This is a genomic window from Mariniflexile litorale, assembly GCF_031128465.2.
In the GTDB taxonomy this organism is placed as follows: Bacteria; Bacteroidota; Bacteroidia; order Flavobacteriales; family Flavobacteriaceae; genus Mariniflexile; species Mariniflexile litorale.
Window position 1 is genome coordinate 337,038 of record NZ_CP155618.1, and the last position, 19,193, is coordinate 356,230.

General features: G+C 34.4%; 10 protein-coding genes. All 10 read right to left on the reverse strand.

Annotated elements, in window-relative coordinates:
• Positions 1-23: 23 nt before the first annotated feature.
• The 10 genes from QLS71_RS01395 to QLS71_RS01440 all read right to left on the reverse strand — a co-directional run bounded on the left by QLS71_RS01395 (position 24) and on the right by QLS71_RS01440 (position 19,178).
• On the reverse strand, positions 24-2,987 hold the full coding sequence (locus QLS71_RS01395; RefSeq protein ID WP_308991322.1) for a glycosyl hydrolase 115 family protein: 2,964 nt from the start codon (positions 2,985-2,987) through the stop codon (positions 24-26).
• Between the two features lie 3 nt (positions 2,988-2,990).
• A complete protein-coding gene (locus tag QLS71_RS01400) occupies positions 2,991-3,158 on the reverse strand; it encodes a Ca2+-dependent phosphoinositide-specific phospholipase C (RefSeq protein ID WP_308991321.1) in 168 nt (55 codons plus the stop codon).
• A 2-nt stretch (positions 3,159-3,160) separates the two neighbouring features.
• Complete coding sequence (locus QLS71_RS01405; protein ID WP_308991320.1) at positions 3,161-5,383, reverse strand: alpha-N-acetylglucosaminidase; 2,223 nt, start codon at positions 5,381-5,383, stop codon at positions 3,161-3,163.
• A gap of 5 nt (positions 5,384-5,388) precedes the next feature.
• Positions 5,389-8,658, reverse strand: a complete 3,270-nt coding sequence (locus QLS71_RS01410; RefSeq protein ID WP_308991319.1) for a glycoside hydrolase family 2 TIM barrel-domain containing protein — start codon at positions 8,656-8,658, stop codon at positions 5,389-5,391.
• A 29-nt stretch (positions 8,659-8,687) separates the two neighbouring features.
• Entirely contained in the window at positions 8,688-10,256 is a 1,569-nt protein-coding gene (locus QLS71_RS01415; protein WP_308991318.1) for a glycosyl hydrolase family 28 protein, read from the reverse strand.
• Between the two features lie 29 nt (positions 10,257-10,285).
• Positions 10,286-12,082: a hypothetical protein gene (locus tag QLS71_RS01420; protein WP_308991317.1), complete on the reverse strand. Its 1,797-nt coding sequence runs from the start codon at positions 12,080-12,082 to the stop codon at positions 10,286-10,288.
• A gap of 62 nt (positions 12,083-12,144) precedes the next feature.
• Positions 12,145-12,711, reverse strand: coding sequence for a hypothetical protein (locus QLS71_RS01425; RefSeq protein WP_308991316.1), 567 nt, complete (start codon positions 12,709-12,711; stop codon positions 12,145-12,147).
• Between the two features lie 4 nt (positions 12,712-12,715).
• Positions 12,716-14,983, reverse strand: coding sequence for a GH92 family glycosyl hydrolase (locus tag QLS71_RS01430; RefSeq protein ID WP_308991315.1), 2,268 nt, complete (start codon positions 14,981-14,983; stop codon positions 12,716-12,718).
• A 9-nt stretch (positions 14,984-14,992) separates the two neighbouring features.
• The gene (locus QLS71_RS01435) at positions 14,993-17,338 is read right to left on the reverse strand and encodes a GH92 family glycosyl hydrolase (protein WP_308991314.1); all 2,346 of its coding nucleotides are present in this window, start codon (positions 17,336-17,338) and stop codon (positions 14,993-14,995) included.
• Between the two features lie 208 nt (positions 17,339-17,546).
• Complete coding sequence (locus QLS71_RS01440; protein WP_308991313.1) at positions 17,547-19,178, reverse strand: RagB/SusD family nutrient uptake outer membrane protein; 1,632 nt, start codon at positions 19,176-19,178, stop codon at positions 17,547-17,549.
• Positions 19,179-19,193: the final 15 nt, after the last annotated feature.

Below are 19,193 nucleotides of genomic sequence, written 5' to 3' on the forward strand. Positions count from 1 at the left end.
CTATTTTAGTATTTCTAAATGAATTAGTTCCTCTTTTTTGTTTCAGAAGGAAAAGCATATGATTTTTTCCATCCTCCTAAATCAATTAAAATTTGATCTAACATAACACCAGAATCTACCATCCAAACTTTTAAAGTATGCTTTCCAGCCTTATTTACAATTTGTTTTACAGATTGTACACTCGCATTTTTAAGTACATTTTGTTTCCATGTGTCACTTCTTCCAAACGTTTGGAAATCGACTAGTACAGGTTCTGCATCATCAATAGATACTGCGCAACGAACACCGCGTCCTTCATGAATGGCATGTGTTGGGACTGCTTGTAAGTTCAGATCAACTTCTCCGAAATTAAAGGTATAAAAATCATACTCTAATGAAGGACTATTTTTTTGTATCAAATTTAAATCAGTTATCGAACTTGTACTTCTTGGCAATGCTGCAATGACTTTGCCAGTATACCCCATGCCATCATATATTTCCCATTTCGCTTCCTTTCCAGTAATATTTCGTGTCGGATTTTCAGCATGTATGGATACAAAACCTTTGTCTTCTATAAAGCCTTTATAACCTTCTAATACTTTTAATTTCGGATTAAAAACTGACACACCAATTGTTACTGTGCTATCTGCACTAACAAAATCAATCGCACTATTCACTTTATAACTTGGCGGAATTAATTGAAAATCATGCCCTAAAGGCGCTTCTTTTTTGTTTTCTCCTGTTGGCACTTTATCCCAATCTATACTTACCCATAAGCGTTTTTCTTGTTTACTGTTAACATTAGTTAGTATACCTTCGGTTTCTGAAATTTTAATCCAATCACTTTTCGGTATTGCTTTCCATTCTACTTTCCCTTCTCCTTTTAAAAATATATCCATAAAGTAATGGTTGTCTGTATAGCTATTAAAAACTGGTAAAACATCAGCAAAACTGTTTACAATGTCATGATTTACTTCCATTTCATAACCTTCTAACGCGATCCCTAATGTTGGTTTTTCTTTTGAACCTACAACGGCATAAGCTGGTTTAGAAAACACTGGTAAAAATCTAGGTTGCATCGTCATGATATGATTCCATTTGCCTTCTGCTAGCGTTTTATTATAATAATCTGTTTCTTTTAAAATACGATTATATGCATTTTCCGATTGTTCACTATAAAAATTTGCACTCAATTTTCCTTGTTGAGATACAAACTTATTTTTATAGAAATACAACCACTTCTCACTCAGTTTTGAAGCACCAATTACTGGGTAATAAACCAATTGATAAAAAGCAGCTTTACGGTTTTCTGGAACCTTTTTATATAAACGCTCTGCCGTTTCAACTATAATCTCGTAAGCGTTTATTTTACATGTTACCTCATCACCATAATGATACTGAGTCAACGTTGTTTCACCTGCTTTAGTAACAGGTTCTACCTCACTCCAAGCCATAAATTCTGGACGTCTTATATACGACAACCTGTTATTTTCAAATAATAAATTAGTTGTCTCTGAAGCTATATGAGCTCCAAATTCTCTGGTTGCCCAAGTTTTCATATGTTCCTTTACAGATACGCTTTTTTCAAAAGGCTTCATATCCCAAGCCATGTCTAAAAACAATTCTATATTGTATTCATGAGGTTTGATATCTCCGCAGTTCAAAATCCATAAATCTCTAGATTTAAATTCGTAAGCTTTAGACATTTCTTCCCACATTAAAACAGGGTTTGTAGAGTTTAGCCATAAATAATCGTGCGGTCTTCCCCAGTAAGATGTATGGTAATAAACACCTGCACCACCTTTACGTTTTTGTTCATCAGGTGTGCTTAATTGTCGGATGTAACCATAATTATCGTCAGTCCAAACAAGTGTGATATCTTCTGGTAAATTCAATCCGTTTTGGTAATAGGTTAAAACCTCTTTATAAGGTACAAAAGCTTGCGGAATGGTATTTGGATTTTTCTTAGTTTCCTGTTTTAAAATAGCTCTTTGATCTGTAATTATTTTTTCTAATAATTTTACTTGTTGATCGGTATCATCTTCCCCAACAATCATTGGTGAATCGTGTTCACCTCGCATACCTGTGGTGTAAATATTTTCAAACTTCGCCGTTTCTTTGACCCGCTTTTTAAATAAGTTTTTTATAACTTCAGAATTGGTGTCATAACGATACTCACCCATCGTTTCATGATTCCATTCTGTATTAATGTTACTTAGCATAGGTTCAGCATGCGAAGTTCCTATAACAATGGCATAATCATCTGCCACTTGTTTATTTTCTGGATACGAATAAAAAGGTTTTGTGCTTCGGTGCATCGCAGGCCATATGGTGTTTGCTCGTAAGCGCAATAGTAATTCGAATACTTTTGCGTAGGTTTTTGGCCCCATATCACCCGTTTCTGGCTCATAATTTAAAGCAGCCCAACGTTGTAAGCCCCAATCTTCATCGTTTAAAAACACACCTCTATATTTTACCGAAGGTTCGCCATATATTTTTGTGTGTATGGATAGTATTAATTCTTCCTTTTTATCTGGCGTCACATCTGCCCACCATTCCCAAGGCGAAACATTTAACATTCTAGAAACCTCTAACAAACCATAGGCGGTTGCTCTTCTATCGGAACCAACAATAACCAATGCTTTTTCAATACCTTTAAATGGGTTTTCTACGACTTCAATTTTATATGTTTCCCATTTCCCTTTTACTTGAGAAATATCTATTTTCTGTTTTGATACTAAGCCATCAATCCATTTACTTTTACCAAGTGTTCCGGCGATGATAGAAAATTTACCAACGGTATTTATTTCAATAGTTTTATTAGAAATATGATGAATATCGCGTGCTAAAATATCGGCCGCTATTTCTACAACTTTGGCATCTTTTTTATCGATTAGAATACTCGCTTTTTCTTGTCCTGATACTATAGAAAATGAGTTTTGTGCACTTAAATCATTCGACAAAATAATGAGTAACAAAAGAATACTATGATACTTAATTTTAAACATGTCTTATTTTTTAATTTTTTCGTAATTATTTCCTTTAAAACTGACTTTAAAAGAATATTTATAGAGTTTCGTTGGTATGTAATAATCTGTTGAAATCACCTGAGCACTAGAAGCCTTTGCTTTTTCAAATCGGGTATAATCATTCGATTTTATTATAAAAATCGCTGTCATTTTTAATAATTGTATTGAATAGGCTGCATTTTAGCGGTTAGAGTTACAATACGACTTCGGTATTTATCATATAATTCCTTAACAACAACTCGAGCATTACCTTGGGCATCAATTGGAAAATCTTTTCGATCGGTTACCCAATTCCATTCCCACTGTTTTATAGTCTCATCGAATGCGTTTTGATCAAAATGCTTCCAATCTTTTTTAACGGTTGCAAAAAACTGTTCCCATCTGGGTTTGTAAAAATCGGAAAATAATCCACTCCATTGTCGGTTGCTGTACTCATGTAATCTATTATTGGCATCTCCCCAAAGCGTAATTAAATCTCTTGCATTTTGTTCGTAAAGTGCCTTTTCTTGTTCGGTTTGCCCCCAACTTCTAGCATCTGCAATCCATGGACCAAGCAAGAAATCTTTTCGTGTGCCCAAAAGCATATCCATATCATCAATTAAGGCGATAAACTCGTTACTATATTTATCAAAATCGGCTTTATTATTGGCCTTATAAGCTGTGGTTATTTGTTGTTGCAATGGTAAAGCGTAGTTTGCTAGAACTTGTCGGGTTAAATCGACTAAATCGTATTCAAAACCATCTGAATCTTTATTTAACGGTATTGTTTTTACAAATAAATTCCAAGCCGGTAATAAATCTTCAGGCGCATAATTTAGCTTGGTTCTTGCCCATCGTCTATAGCCTTCAAATGTTGGTCTTGCCACAATAATAGATTCGGCACCATCGCGAATTACTTGTCCGTTATAAACGGTTTTCACCATAACATCCCAAGCTTTCAAAATATCTGTATTTGATTGCCCATAACGATTTAAAGTATAGCGCTCTAACCAAGTACTTAAATCTATTGGTGTATCTCGCCAGGTGTTATCGGTCATTAATTCATATAAAACAGGATTTTGCTCAATAGATTCCATGGTTAATCCAATTCCTTTTAACTTACCTGCATGGGCATCATTTAAGGCTTTGGCAGGTTCGCTGGCAACGGTTTCTATGCGACCAAACATGCTAATATTTCCGCCAAAACTGTGTAACATATTCCAAATCCATTGTTTTCCATAAAAGGCTTCGGTACGTTTCCAAACTGGTTCTATTTCTGAGGCTAAATCGAGAATAATCATTTTATCATCTGGAACAGGAGCCAATAACCCCTTAATTTGTGGTGCTTGCCAAAAATCTCTATGACTGTAAAACAACCACCCTTGCATCACCCAAACGGCATCGGGATCGGCAGATTTCATGCCTTCGTAAACCTTACTACTTAAATTAGATAAATATTCGGGGTCGTTAGATGGCGGTGTATTTTCATTAAACGTGTCGGCAGAATACAAATGATCTGTGCCGTAAATACGCTCTTGGGTTTCTAAGAATTTCTTTCCGATTTCAGCAAATAACGGATCGTTAGCATCTAGGATATACGTATCGGAAAAATCGTTCCCCCAATTGGTTTGTTTTAAATTAGCTTCAGGAAAAAAGGTTTTAAAAGACGCAGGAACATGCCCTGTAAACGCTGGTAAAACAGGTTTCATGCCTAATGCTCTTTCACGTTTTAAAATCTTTATTTGTAAATCGCGGTGCGTGTCTTTCCAATGTTGCGATAAAGGACCACCCCAACCATCTAAATTCCCCATCCAAAACCACGAAAAATAAGCTGGTCCGCTAAAAAAAGTGCTTAAATTAGCATCTGTAAAACCATAAGATTTATACACTTCGTCCCAAATATACTCTTCGCCTGTAATGGCTAATGGCATATTAATACCGTGTAAAGCCATCCAATCGATTTCTTTTTCCCAACGTTCCCAATCCCACCAACTCATAGTGTAATTAAACGTACAGTAGTTTAAATAATAGCGGTACTCGTAAGGTGTTTTTTTATGAACTAGTGTTTTTAAAGCAGGTAGTTTTTTTGGTAAATTAAGGTTTGTACCATTCCAAGTAATTTGGCTGTTTGTATATTCCTTTAAATAATAATAAAAAGCAGAAGCAATAGAAACGCCGTTATTACCACGTAAAATAATTTTATCGTTTTTGGATTCAATTTCAAACCAATCTTCTTCTTCGGATATTTTATCAATTTCTATAATAAACTGCGAAGCATGGTTTGGCGCAATACGTTTTATTAGCGCGCTTTCTGGCGAGTCGGTACTTGTTGTTTGCTTTTCTTCACAAGAAACAAACAGTAAAAAAACACAAAATAGGCTAATACTTAACTTCATTTCTTTTAAAATTTAATGGTTTCTGGAGCTATTTCATTTAAGTTATTAGTTACAGGAACTAAATAAAACGCATAACTATAATCGCCGCCTTTTATCTTAAATTCTTGGTGTGGTTCTGCTTTAAAAGACCATGTATTATCACCACCAACACCTTGCTGAATTAAATCTACATTAACAGTTAAAACCGTTCTTTCTTCCAACTCGTGTGTATGTGTTGCGGCGTCTATATTTTCGGTGCTGTATGGTAAAACACTAAAATTAATTGGTTTTTCGCCTTTTACTAACACACCTTGACCCAATGTATTTAACAAACTAAACCAACGTGTATCCATGTGGTTACCGTATTCCTCTGGAACAGCATAACCATAACTCATCGTATTCGCATCGCCTTTATACAACCCTAAAAAAGCACCCGAATTTCTATCTTGATAATTAGCTTGTGGGCCTTTCCCAAAATATTCTACTGCTTTGTATTGGTTGGCGATATCAAATTGCATTCCTATTTTAGGAACATCTGGCACGTTTTTATCAATGATAATAGTATGTGCAACTTTCACATAGCCATTACCTAAAATGGTATAAATTAAAGTAACTGCTGTTTTTGGATTTGAAATTTTTCCTTTTACAGTAATACTAATTTGTGTTTTATTAGAAGCATCAACCATTACGTTTTGCACTTTAAATTGATTTCCAGCAGTTTTCCAATCTACTTCGTTGGTTTTTTTCATAGATCGTCTGTACGCTGCTTCGTTTTCGGTTTGAGCACGCCAAAAGTTTAATTTTAAAGGTGTTTCAATAAGTTTGATGCCTTTTGAATTGTAAGATGAAATGTAACCCGTTGTTTTATAGACAATCAATTCTACTAATTCATTTTTTACGCTGATGGTTTTAGATGTTTCTGAAACTTCTAATGCCTCTTGACTTTGTATAGAACTTATGTTTTCTTCTGAAGATAAGTTTAAAGCAAACTGCTCTTGAAAAACAACATATCCTGCATTTTCCCACAAGGTATCTCCTTTTAACAAGCCTTTTATATTGATGGCATAATGACTACCAGCTTTCGCTGAAACTTTTTTGAATTTGACCGTAAACGATTCTTTTTGATAAGGTTTTGTATTTAAAGTTTCTAATTTTCCTGACTGGATGCTTTTTCCATTTTCTAAAAGCTCCCAAACCAAATTATATTTAGATAAACTAGAAGCATGATGACGGTTTAAAATTTCGAATTCGCCTTTTATTGCATTCACCTCTGAAATAACAACAGGTTGGTTTACTATTTTAGCTTCGTAAATTTCTGGTTTTGGTGTTCTATCGGCAGCCACAATACCATTTAAACAGAAACTACCATCGTTTGGCACATCTCCAAAATCGCCACCATAGGCAAAAAATTCTTTTCCATTTTCTCCTGTTTGCAAAATACCTTGATCTATAAAATCCCAAATAAAACCTCCCATGGCTCTATCATATTTATGTACAATATCCCAGTAGGTTTTGTAATTTCCTAGAGAATTCCCCATGGCATGAGCGTACTCACACATTAACACCGGACGTTTATCGAAACTCGTATTATTAATTAAACTTTCTAATTCGTTTGGTTGAGGATACATTCTACTTAACATATCTACCCATTTTGGATCGGTTGGATTACCAACATGCGATGGCCAAAAACTACTTTTATATCTCGGGTCAGTTGGGTCGCCTTGTGCGCCTTCGTAATGTACATAACGTGTTGGATCTAAATCTTTAATCCACCCAGACATTGCTGCATGATTAGGTCCTGTACCAGATTCATTTCCTAAAGACCAAATAACAATACTTGGGTGATTTTTATCGCGCTCTACCATACGAATTCCGCGTTCTAAAAAGGCATTTGCCCAAGACGCGTTATTAGATAATTTGCCTCCTAAGGCATGACTTTCTAAGTTGGCTTCGTCCATAACGTAAAGTCCGTATGTATCGCATAACTCGTAGAAATAAGGATTGTTTGGATAATGCGACGTACGAACAGCATTAAAGTTAAATTTTTTAATAAGCTGCACATCTTTTTCCATATCGGCTTTAGTAACCATTTTACCATTTATCATGCTATGGTCGTGACGGTTTACACCAATTAGCTTTACCGGATTTCCGTTTACCAAAAAGCGCCCTTTTTCATCGATTTCAACTTCTCTAAAACCAACTTTGGTACTGGTGTACTCAATAGCTTTACCGCTATTATCTTTAATCGTTAAAAGCAAGGTGTATAAGTAAGGTGCGTCTGCCGACCATGGTTTTGGATTTCTAACTACGGTTTCAATAATTCCGAAATACACATTATCTCTAGCTGGGTATTTTTCACCTAAAAAAGTCTTTAAAGGTTGCGTTTTTTCTGGAGTAACCTCGTTTCCTTCGGCATCTATTAATTGTGTGGTTAAGGACCAATTATCTACAACGGTTTGTAAAGGTGTATTACTGAAATGACCTACTTTTTCAATAAATTTATCTTCAATATTTACAGTGAATTGTGGTCTAATTTGCAATAAGGCATCTTGGTAGTTTTCATCAAAATCTGTTCTAACTGTAAAATCTGAAAGGCGCACTTTAGGAACCGCTTGCAAGAATACTTCACGTTCAATACCGCTCATTCGCCAGGTATCTTGATCTTCTAAATAACTACCATCGCACCAGCGGTAAACCTTTACAGCTATTTTATTTGTTCCTGTTTTTAGGTGTTTTGTAATATCGAATTCTGATGGCAATCTCGTGTCCTCACTATAACCAACAAACTCACCATTTACCCAAACATAGAATGCAGAAGAAACGCCACCAAAATGAAGAATAACGTCGCGTGTTTTCCATATTTCATCCACATTAAAACTTTTAACATAATGCCCAACAGGGTTGTCGCTATGGTTTATAAATGGCGGATTGTTAAAAAATGGATTGGTTGTATTGGTGTAGATGGCTTTTCCAAAACCTCGCATTTCCCAGTTTGAAGGCACATCTATAGTGGCCCATTGTGAGACATCGAAATCGGTATTTTGAAACGTATTAGACGCTTCGTTTGGTGTTGCTACCCAATTAAATTTCCAATCGCCATTTAGGGATTTAAAATATTTAGAATCTTCTCTACGATCTGCCTTTGCTAAACTGGCATTTTCGTATGAATAAAATGTTGCCTTTGCAGGTAACCTATTAATTTGATTGACGTTTGGATCTTCCCAAATATTGTTTTGCCCGAACAATAAAACAGGATACAATAAAAATAATATGCTTTTTAAAAACGATTTATTCATGTGTTTTTTTTAAGTTGTTTTTTAGACGATTAAAGCTTTTCTACTAATGTTGAAGCTTCAGCATCTAAAGTGGTGTTTTCGGTATCTTTTAATATAATTTGTTCTTTAGTGTCTTTGTTTAAAGTGATGTTGTTTATCTCTAAAGTCTTCACATCATCGAACACAAAAGCAGGACGAAAATCGGTGTCATCGAGTGTGAACTTTATGTTATCTAAACGAATACCTTGGGCATGCCTAACATAAAGACCATAAGCAGGATATTCGCCAAACATAGAGAACTCGGGAGATGCCGTAATTTCTTCTGGCACTAGATCCAAACGACTTAAAGGCATATACGCCATCCCTTTTGAGGCTTTACCAGGATAGTTAATTTCAATATTCTCTAGCGTTACATTTTCAATTTTATAACCCGGAATACCTACAATAGCCGATGAAAAAGGGTTATGAAAAAAATCGACTTCTGGCCCTCTTAAATCATAATTAATATCGGGTCTACCAAAAGGCACTTGCACTTTCATATTTTTAATAGTTACATTTTTAAGACTTCCTGGTTTTTCTCCAGAACGATGCCCTAATCTTAAAAAGATAGCATTTCCGGTATTTTCGGCGGTAATATTATTGACCGATACATTTTCTATAAAACCACCATCTACCGTTTGAATGGCAATTGCAGAACGAAACGTATCAAAAACCTTAATATCTTCAATAGTTATATTTTTAAAACCACCAATAGAAGCAGTTCCAAATTTAATAGCACTTGCACTAGAGCGAATGGTGCAATTAGCGATATAAACCGAATCGTTAAAATACCCCGGATAATACGATTTTAAACAAATAGCATCGTCTGCCGAATCGATATCGCAATTGGTTATTTTAACATTTTTACAGTCTGTTATATCGATACCATCGTTGTTCCAATACGCGCGATTAACAATTTTTAATTTATTAATAGTTAGGTTAGAACATAGCTCGAAAGACAAGCCCCAACAAGCGGCTTGTCCTACTTTTAATCCCTCAATTAAAATAGTGTTGCATTGCGAAAAACGAAACAGTTTTGGTCGCATGGTTTCATTTGGCCGGTGTCTGCGGGTGTTGTAATTTGGATCTACAGCAATACCTGCGTGATGCAAGCTATCTACTGCTATGGCCAAAGCCAACCCTTGCCCATCTATTTCACCTTTTCCTTTTAGAGCGATATTATTGGCTTTATGGGCTAAAATTAAAGCCAATTGAGAGTTATCGTCTTTTTTAGGAGAAGTTGGTCTATCCGGAAATTCCATTTTATAATAGTCCTTCGGGTTTGTGCTTCCTAATAACACAGCACCTTCTTCAAAATATAAAGTGACGTTACTTTTAAGTTGAATACTACCCGATAAAAAACGGCCTTTAGGGAAAACAACTTGTCCGCCATTATTTTTAAAAGCCGCATCTATCGCTTTTTGTAAGGCTTTGGTGTTTAAGGTTTTGCCGTCTGGAATGGCTCCAAAATTGGTAACTAAATAATCTTTAGGTTTATTTTCGACCTTTTGTTCTATACATTTAGCGCCGAGCAAAAACATTATTAAAATTGAAAAGCTGAATCTAATTATATTTTTCATTAATTATTTTTAATTCTTGGTTTTACGCATTAACCCATTGTCATGGTATGGTGAAATGGTGTATATCCTGTTAGATAAACATGCTCACCATCCGTATGCAAACTACCATTATGATAGGTGTAATCTTCACTCTCCAAGTTATTTATTCTTTCATGCTCCACTTTCCCTGGCCCAAATTGTATAACATCGGTTCCGGTGGATAATTCACCTAATCCAGATTTTAAAAAGTAATTCCCCTTTTCATCCTTTTGAACTCCAGAAATTACGCTTCCTTCTTTAAAACACATCTCTATTGTAACTTCAACATTTGGTGGCCCATCTACTTTGAAATCTAGATTTAAAACGCCATTATTTTCGGTAATTTCAATAACTGAAACTTGTGTTTTTACGTCTACTTTTGTTCTCGAATCAAAAGCCATTTTATTCCAAAACCTTCCATCTTGTGAAGGAGATAGTTTATAATCACCCGTATCTTGTTGAAATTCGTCTGCAAGTGGTTGATAATAATCGCCTTGTTTTGTTTCCTTTAAAATATACGTATTTCCTTCTTTCACTATACCATCACTACTAAAATAGCCCATTCTAAAAAACGTCGTAGATAATCGCATGTATTTAAGAATGGCATCACCTTTTCTAAACATTAAAAAATTTGGATTTGATGATCTACCAGATACGATCATAATTGGTTTATCGTTTCCACCAAATAGCGTTATAGACGTTTTTCCGCGTCGAATTCGAGCTAAACTGGAGTTCGTAAAAAACTTTTCAAAATCATTTTCTATTTTATAATTAAGGGAAACTTCATTTTGAAGTTCGCTATTTTCCATAAAATTAACCAAGGTATGCGATAAAATTTCGGTAGTAAAATTAGGAAGCCTTTCTATAAGATGTACCATATGTACAAATATTGGATTCTTGGTACGAATGGCCATATAACGATATTGTAAATAAAATTTAGAAACATCTAACTCCATAAATTGATCCTGTCTTCTAGAATCAACAGTTACTAAATCACCATTAGTTTCTGTATAATAGTAGTACGTTATGAGGTTTGTATTTACTTTATTTAATAAATCTGGTTTATTAAGCAATCTAGCCATGGCTATAAGTGCCTTATCAATAACGTTCGAATACACACCACTTCGCTCCAAATAATGTCCATCATTATTTAAATAAACACCTTCTGCTAACCACTGGTTAATTCTACTAACATATCTCTCATCAGGATATAAGGAATTGATATTTGCTAAAGCAGCAGAAATAACCCATCGATGATTTGGAGTATGAACTCCTCCTGTTACTAGGGCTTCCCCTGCTTTTAATATAAAACTTTTTAACTTATCTCTAAGTCCTTCAAATTCCTTTTGTTTTTTTAAATTTAAAACAACTGCTGAAGAACAGATATACTCTAATACAAAAGCAGTATCTGGTGGTGATTGTCTATTACCTCCTGCATCTAAAGTTCCATCGCTATATTGTCCCTTTAATAAAATATCCAAGACTTGATTTAAATTCTCCGTTAGAATTTTTGATTTAAAATAAACCGATTCTGAATGTGATAACGAAGCAGACATAATGGAAATAGCTGCTGCTAACGGTCTGTAATTATTTATGATTCTATTTGACTCAAATGACCCTTTCTCTAAAATGCTTTTAACGGTTGCATCATTATTTAAAAGAAGTTTTTTCATTAATTGCGTATCCAGTTTTGGAGAAAGATTACTAAAAAATGAATTATTTGCAATGGCTACATCTGCAACCAAAGTACCTGCCAATGTTAGACTACTTAATCTTATAAATTCACTACGACTCATTTGATTTTTCATCTATAATATATTTATTGTTTTTTATCTATCATTGGTAATATTCTCAAACATATTGATTCATATCAATTATTAACAATTTCGGTTAAGGTACAATTAACGCCCAATGGGTTTTTTGCTATTTTACATATTAATGGAAACTCTGGGTTATTTAAAATCCATAATTCGGTTTCATCAATCTCTGCTTTTACAAATAAAACATCTACAATTTTGCCATCAATAACCACTTCGTTGGTCACTTTAGTTTTATCTAAATTATAAGTTGTATTGTTATAAACAAACTTGTTATTGGCCACCAAATCGCTAAATGCCGATTTAGAAATCATAAAAAAAGTATCGGTAGGTTCTAAAACTAATAAATCTGGCGATTCACCTTGGTTAAAAGTTAAACCTGTGCCATTTTGTAAAGCTTCTGGTAAAATGGCATAGGTTCGTTTTGTTTTACGTAAATCCCAATCTATAATCAGCGTATCGCCCACAAAAGTAGGACGTAAATTTACCGGTCTTGTTTGTCCGTACAATTTACAAATATATTGCAGCTCTGTGTTGTTTGTTATTTCTGGAATATGCCCTTGCGCTTGTCCTGTATTATATAGTAAGCATCCAATGGCTATTAAAATTATTTTTGTCATTTTTCTATATTTTTTTAGGTGGTAAAATAGTAGTTCCCCAAGCCGAAGGTTTTGCACTCATGGTAAACGTAAGCTCACCGCCTTTTACAATATCTTCGTGCATTATCCATGCTTTATCGTATGGTTTTCCGTTTAAATACGCTTGTTTGATATACCTGTTTTTAGCACTTAAATTTTTAGTAGAAATTTTAAAATACACGCCCTCTTGCACTTCTATTTTAGTTTCTTCCAGCATAGGTGTATTTATTAAATAATACGGCTGACCAGCGTTAGGATAAAGCCCCATCATATGAAAAGCTAACCAAGAAGACATGGCGCCAGAATCGTCGTTACCAGGTAAACCAAAGTTAGTCGCGTTAAAGTTGTTTCTAATAATTTTACCAATTCTATCGCTACTTAAATCCGGACGACCAATCCAGTGATACAAGGTTGGTGTTAAAAACGAAGGCTCGTTGGCTACGTTGTATAAATCTTTATCAAAAAAAGTATTCAGCCTATTTTTAAACACCTCGCTACCGCCAGATTTTTTAATAATCTCTGGAATATCGTGTGGTAAACTAAACGAGTATTCCCACGAGTCGCCTTCATAAAAGAACACACACCAATGGCAAACATACCAAGGCGATTCTTTTACATGCGTGGTATATTTAAATGTTGGCTTCTGTATTTTTGAAGTTCCAAAAACAATAGCGTCTAACCAATTACCGTCTTCATCTTTAGGCATAATAAAGCCTTTAAAACCTTCATCTTCATAATTATCCCGCCACAGGTTTTCCCAATAACTCGATTGTTTAATGTAACGCTCGTAAATATCATTATATCCCAAGCCTTTTGCTACGGTTGCAATATTATAATCGTTGTAGGCATAATCGATGGTTCTGTTACCCGCACGCGGAATTCCGTAAGGGATATACCCTAAACTTAAATACTCAACTAAACCTCCACGCCCTTCGGCTTCTTCGTTTCCTCCTGGTGGCACCTCGGCATCTTTAAGCATCGCTTCCAAAGCCAACTCATAATCGATGCCTTTTAAATTCTTAACAAAAGCATCGGCTAAAACAACCTCAGCATTAGAACCACCTTGTGTACGTCCGTTTGCATTTCCGCTTCGTCCTTCTGGTAAATAGCCATCTCTTTTATAAATATTAAGCATAGCGTTTACAATATCGACTTCGCGCTCTGGATCGATAAGTGTAATTAACGGGCTTGAAGTTCTAAAGGTGTCCCAAATACAATAAAAATCGTCGTAATAAGGTACTTCGTTCCAAAGTGGATTTTCGCCACTTCTATCTACCGGCATTAACATGGTATGATACAAACCGGTGTAAAACATTTTTTTATACTCAAGTGATGTATCTTCAGCGATAGTAATACGCTTTATAATTTTTTCCCATTTATTTTCTAAGCTAGATAATACCTTGTTAAAATCCCAATGCGGAATTTCAACCTTTATATTATTTTTGGCTTTAGAAGCACTCAAATATGAAATTCCGATTTTTACGTTCAACCTTTTATTTCCTTTATTTCCGAAGGAAAGTAACGCCCCTGTTTTTTCGCTAGAATCGAATTGTAATGGCTCGTTAGCAACTAGTTTTCCGTTTTTCCAGGTTACGTATTTTGCAATAGGCTGATCGAATTCTGCCCAGAAAAACACCGTGTATGCAGGTCCATTATTCCAACCTCCTCTAATTCTGCTATAACCTCTCACTTCGGTAGCTGAAATAATTTCAATCTCAGAACCCACAAATTGCTGAGATTCTCTACTGTTAGGAATTTCCTTTTCTCCTAAGAAAAAACCAGCATCTATTTTAAATTCTTTACTTGCGGCTTCGGGATATGTAATACGATAGAAGGCAACTTTTTCGGCAGTAGTAATTTCTGTTTTAATATTATTTTCTTTAAAAACAGTTTCATAATAACCAAGTTTTACGTTTTCTTCGGCACGAAAAGAGGTTTGATCTATTTTATCCAAAGCGCCAGAAAAAGGCATGACTTGAATATTACCATATTTTGGTCCGCCACCAGTACCACTAACATGTACTTGACTAAAACCAGTTACTTCTTTTGGCATTGGCAACCAACCACTATTTGGAGACACTGTACAGTCGGGACTTGGTTTTACCATGCCGTAAGGACAAGATGGTCCTATAAAAACGCGTCCTGTACCTTCAGAGCCTATCATAGGATCTATGTAATTATGTAGTTTTTCTTGTGCGTTAATTAGGCTGTAAAACCCAAATATTAATACTAAAAATAAAATGTTTTTTTTCATGTTAGTATATTATTTTGTTTTGGTAGATACTGGTATTGAATTATTATTAGCTTCTTTAGTCATTTTTAAAAGCAATGTGCCTCCATTCGTAATATCACTATGTTTTATACTGAAATTGTCTATCTTTTTATTATTGAAATCAACAGCATTTATATACAAATTTTCTGTGGAATTTTTTTCTGCTTGAATAACAAATTCTTTTCCAGAATAATAATCTGAATTTAATTTTATAGTTATTTTATTGAATAATGGACTTCCTATTTGGTACTCTGGATTTTCTTCAGTTCCTCCATTCATTTGAAACAATCCTATTTTCATTAATACGGCTAAACTTCCCATTAAGCCTTGATCTTCATCACCATTATAACCTGTTGCAGGCGACAAACCTGAAAATACATTTTTAACAACCTGTCTAGACCAATATTGTGTTAAATCTGGACGCCCCATTTTATTAAAAATAAATGCGGTTTGTATTGAAGGTTGATTTCCGTAGTTAATTGGTATTCGGCTATACTCTGGGTGTAACTCTGCAGCATGCGATGTACCTGAAGTAAATTTTAATGTTGCGGCCGTTTCAAATTGCTTATTTAATTTTTCTACAGCTTTTGTATTTCCACCCATTAAACTAGCTAAACCTTCTATATCGTGAGGCACAAACCAAGTAGATTGTGCGCCATTAGATTCTATAAATCCGTTTTCATATTGATAGGGATCAAAGCCTTCTCGCCATACACCATGTTCATTTTTAGGACACATCCAGCCTAACTTTTTATTAAAAATGTTTTGGTAATTTTTAGATCTATTCAAAAAGTAATTATAATCATCTTCATACTTTAATTTCTTAGCTAATTGGGCTAAAGTCCAATCTTGGTAAGCATACTCCATCGTCTGACTAGCACCATCTTGATGTATTCCAAAATCACCTTCGGGTAATGGGTATGGCACATAACCTTTGTCTAAATAATATTTTAAGCCGCCGCCCATATTTGTATTATGTTCATATCCTGCTTTTCCCATAATACCATTAAGCATGTGATTTTTTTTAAGCGCAACATACATGGAATCTAGATTTTCTTTTATTAACCCTTTTTGAATAGCACTTATTATAAAAGGTGTAGATGAAGCCCCCGTCATGACATACGTATAATTCCCTCCAGAAGGCCCTCGCGGAACTAAACCACCATCTTTATAATATTGCATTAAAGATTGGGTAAATTCTTCCATCATTTCTGGATAGACTAATCCCCAAAGTGTGTTGATGGTCCATTGTGCACCCCAAAAAGAATCGGAATTATATTGATTGAATTTAGGTCTACCATCATTACCCAGTGGTATTTGACCGACTCTGAATTTCTCTCCAGTATTGTCTGGATAAGCACCATTATAATCACTAATAGTTCTACGCCCTTGTAAGGCGTGCCAAAGATCTGTATAAAATCTTCTTTGATCGGTTTCTGTGCCTCCTTCAATTTTAATTCTTGACAATAAATGATTCCATTCTGTTTTTGAATCTGATACTATTTTATCAAAATTCCAATGTGGCAATTCTTCTTGAATATTGTTATTTGCATTTTCAATAGATGTATATGAAATACCAACTTTCATTAATACGTCTTGATTTAATTTTTTCAAATGAATCAAGTAATTTTTTGTAGCACTATCTTGTTCTATTGACGAGATAGGTGTATCTAATTTTATTTTAAAAAATAAAGTGACTGTTTTTGGACGTCTGTGTGTAGGTTTCATCACTAACTGCCCTGATAATTCTTTTTCATTATCCTTATTTAAAATACCATCAAAATTTTCTGATGGCCCTAATAATGTATTTAGGTTAAAAAGGATTGCTTTATTAGTATTTGGGGTTAAAAAAGAGTGCTTATGAAAGCCAACTCTTTTGGTACTCGTTAATTCTGAAGCTATATTGTATCGGTCTAATTTCAAATAATGATAACCGGGTGATACTTTTTCTGTATCATGGCTGAATTTTGAATAAAAATCTGAAAAAATACTTTTCTTATTTTTGTTATTAACTATGACAGGCATTATAGAAAGACCCGACATTTGCCAAGCATGAATGTGGCTAAACCCTTTAATAGTATCTGTTTTATACTTATAACCACTGCCCCAAGCGCCATTTATCTCAGTATCTGGACTTAAATTCACCATTCCGAAAGGTCGGCTAGCTGAAGAAAAGAAAAACCATCTAGAATTTTCTGTATCAAGCAATGGGTACACTTTATCTACTAAGTGTGCTTCCTTAACTTGTTGCTGTTCCTCTTTTTTACATGATGCTAGTAAAATAAAAACTAAGCTTATACTGATGATTACTTTTATTTGAACTCGATTTAATTTCATCTATTTCTTGTCTATAGACATATATTTATTAGTAACACAACAGATTTACTGTATTACTTATATGATTGTGTCTGTATTTTAAAATGAATTTGTTACAGTTTTAAAAAACTGCATATTTAGCTGAGATGAATTTTAAAAATATAGGCAGACAAAAACTCGCCTGCCTATAATTTAAACTAAACAACTAACTATTCAAAAAAACTTATTATTAATTATTGTAATTAGGATTTTGTGTAATACTACCTCCTGTATTATCAATTTCTGTTTGAGGAATCGGTCTTAAAAGGTGCTTAGCTTGAAGCGCATCATTTAATTCTGCATGCGGATTATGTAATAAAACACGCTCAATTAATTTTCCTGTTCTTTTTAAATCCATCCATCTATTAACTTCTCCTGCTAATTCTCTAGCTCTTTCGTCTAGTATAAAATCAAGATTTACTTCTGCAGGTAATACTGGTGTAATTAAACCTGCTCTAGAACGTAACGTTGTAAGACGCGCAGCTGCATCTATTGAATTATTTGATTTAAAATAAGCTTCAGCCGCTATTAAGTAAGCTTCACCAGCACGCATCATAACCATATCTCTTTCTCCAACAGAAGGTTGATCTGGTTGTGTAAAAGGAATTGATGGATCTGCAAATTTTATAAACTGTGGGTAATGTACAGGTGTTGTTCCGTCATTTGTAAAATAAGTTCCCGGATTGAAAACCACATATGGTACTGCTGCTATCTCAGCTGGTGTCCATGCTACTTTAGGAAAATATATAGCTCTTTCCCCTGCTGAAACATTTGCACCGTTTTTCCCTACATAATCTACAGTAGCAAGAATTTCTCTACTAAAAGTCGCTTCAGCTCTAGTGTCGTTATCTTCATAAAGACTATAATAAAAAGGTGTAGGCATTGGATCTAGACCTTTAAGAGTTCTTGTCAAACCTGGGTAATCAAAAAAGCGAAACTGGTACAACATATGTCTTGAGTTACCCCAACCTCTGCTTACAGAATTACTTCCGAACAAATAAGAGAATACCACCTCAGAATTTCTTTGATTGGTTATGCTTACCAAACTTGCAAATGATGGTACTAAATTATGATTAGCTATAACCGTTTCTGCTAAAGTTGCTGCATCTGTAAAATCGTTAGCCGCTGCAAATGATTTATAACCTCTAGTTAGTAATACTTTAGACGTAAGGTGTCTTACAGCATCTTTAGATACTCTTCCAAAAACAGTTGGAGTTTCTAATACCCCTGCAAGAGCATCTTGAAGGTCTTGTACTATTTGTGTATAAACTTGTTCTTCTGTAGCACGAGTATAATCTCTAGTAGCAGTTATAGCTCTTTCAAGTATTAATGGTACCCCACCATAATTCTCAACTAATTTAAAATAAGCCCAAGCTCTAAAAAATTTAGCTTCTGCGATTCCTCTATTTTTATCTGTATCTGAAAGACCTTCAATATCTTCTAACTCTTGTTCAGTAACTAAATTAGCTGCAGCAATGATACTATATTGATTTTTCCAATATACACGTACTACATTATTTAGTGGCGTTAAATTCACATAATCATTAAGATCATTAGTACCAGTAATAGCAGTACCTCTTGTTACAATATCGGTACCTATATCTTCCAAAGAATAGTACATATTTGATTCATAATATGTTGTAGTTTCTCTAGATCTTTCATATGCAGAAGCTACCAACTGACCGAAAATAGTGGGATCTGTTTTTATATTATCTACACTTAACGATGAATTGTTTTCTTCCTCGAGAAAACTCTCACAACTTGTTATGGAAGCACCAGTAACAAGTAAAATTAAAATTAATTTATAGTTTATATATTTCATTTTTCTTGAATTTAT

Bases quoted from the DNA above. Each gene is read 5' to 3' on its own strand.
- QLS71_RS01425 (WP_308991316.1), bottom strand. From the start codon at position 12,711: ATGACAAAAATAATTTTAATAGCCATTGGATGCTTACTATATAATACA.
- QLS71_RS01400 (WP_308991321.1), bottom strand. From the start codon at position 3,158: ATGACAGCGATTTTTATAATAAAATCGAATGATTATACCCGATTTGAA.
- QLS71_RS01435 (WP_308991314.1), bottom strand. From the start codon at position 17,338: ATGAAATTAAATCGAGTTCAAATAAAAGTAATCATCAGTATAAGCTTA.
- QLS71_RS01430 (WP_308991315.1), bottom strand. From the start codon at position 14,983: ATGAAAAAAAACATTTTATTTTTAGTATTAATATTTGGGTTTTACAGC.
- QLS71_RS01440 (WP_308991313.1), bottom strand. From the start codon at position 19,178: ATGAAATATATAAACTATAAATTAATTTTAATTTTACTTGTTACTGGT.
- QLS71_RS01395 (WP_308991322.1), bottom strand. From the start codon at position 2,987: ATGTTTAAAATTAAGTATCATAGTATTCTTTTGTTACTCATTATTTTG.
- QLS71_RS01420 (WP_308991317.1), bottom strand. From the start codon at position 12,082: ATGAAAAATCAAATGAGTCGTAGTGAATTTATAAGATTAAGTAGTCTA.
- QLS71_RS01410 (WP_308991319.1), bottom strand. From the start codon at position 8,658: ATGAATAAATCGTTTTTAAAAAGCATATTATTTTTATTGTATCCTGTT.
- QLS71_RS01405 (WP_308991320.1), bottom strand. From the start codon at position 5,383: ATGAAGTTAAGTATTAGCCTATTTTGTGTTTTTTTACTGTTTGTTTCT.
- QLS71_RS01415 (WP_308991318.1), bottom strand. From the start codon at position 10,256: ATGAAAAATATAATTAGATTCAGCTTTTCAATTTTAATAATGTTTTTG.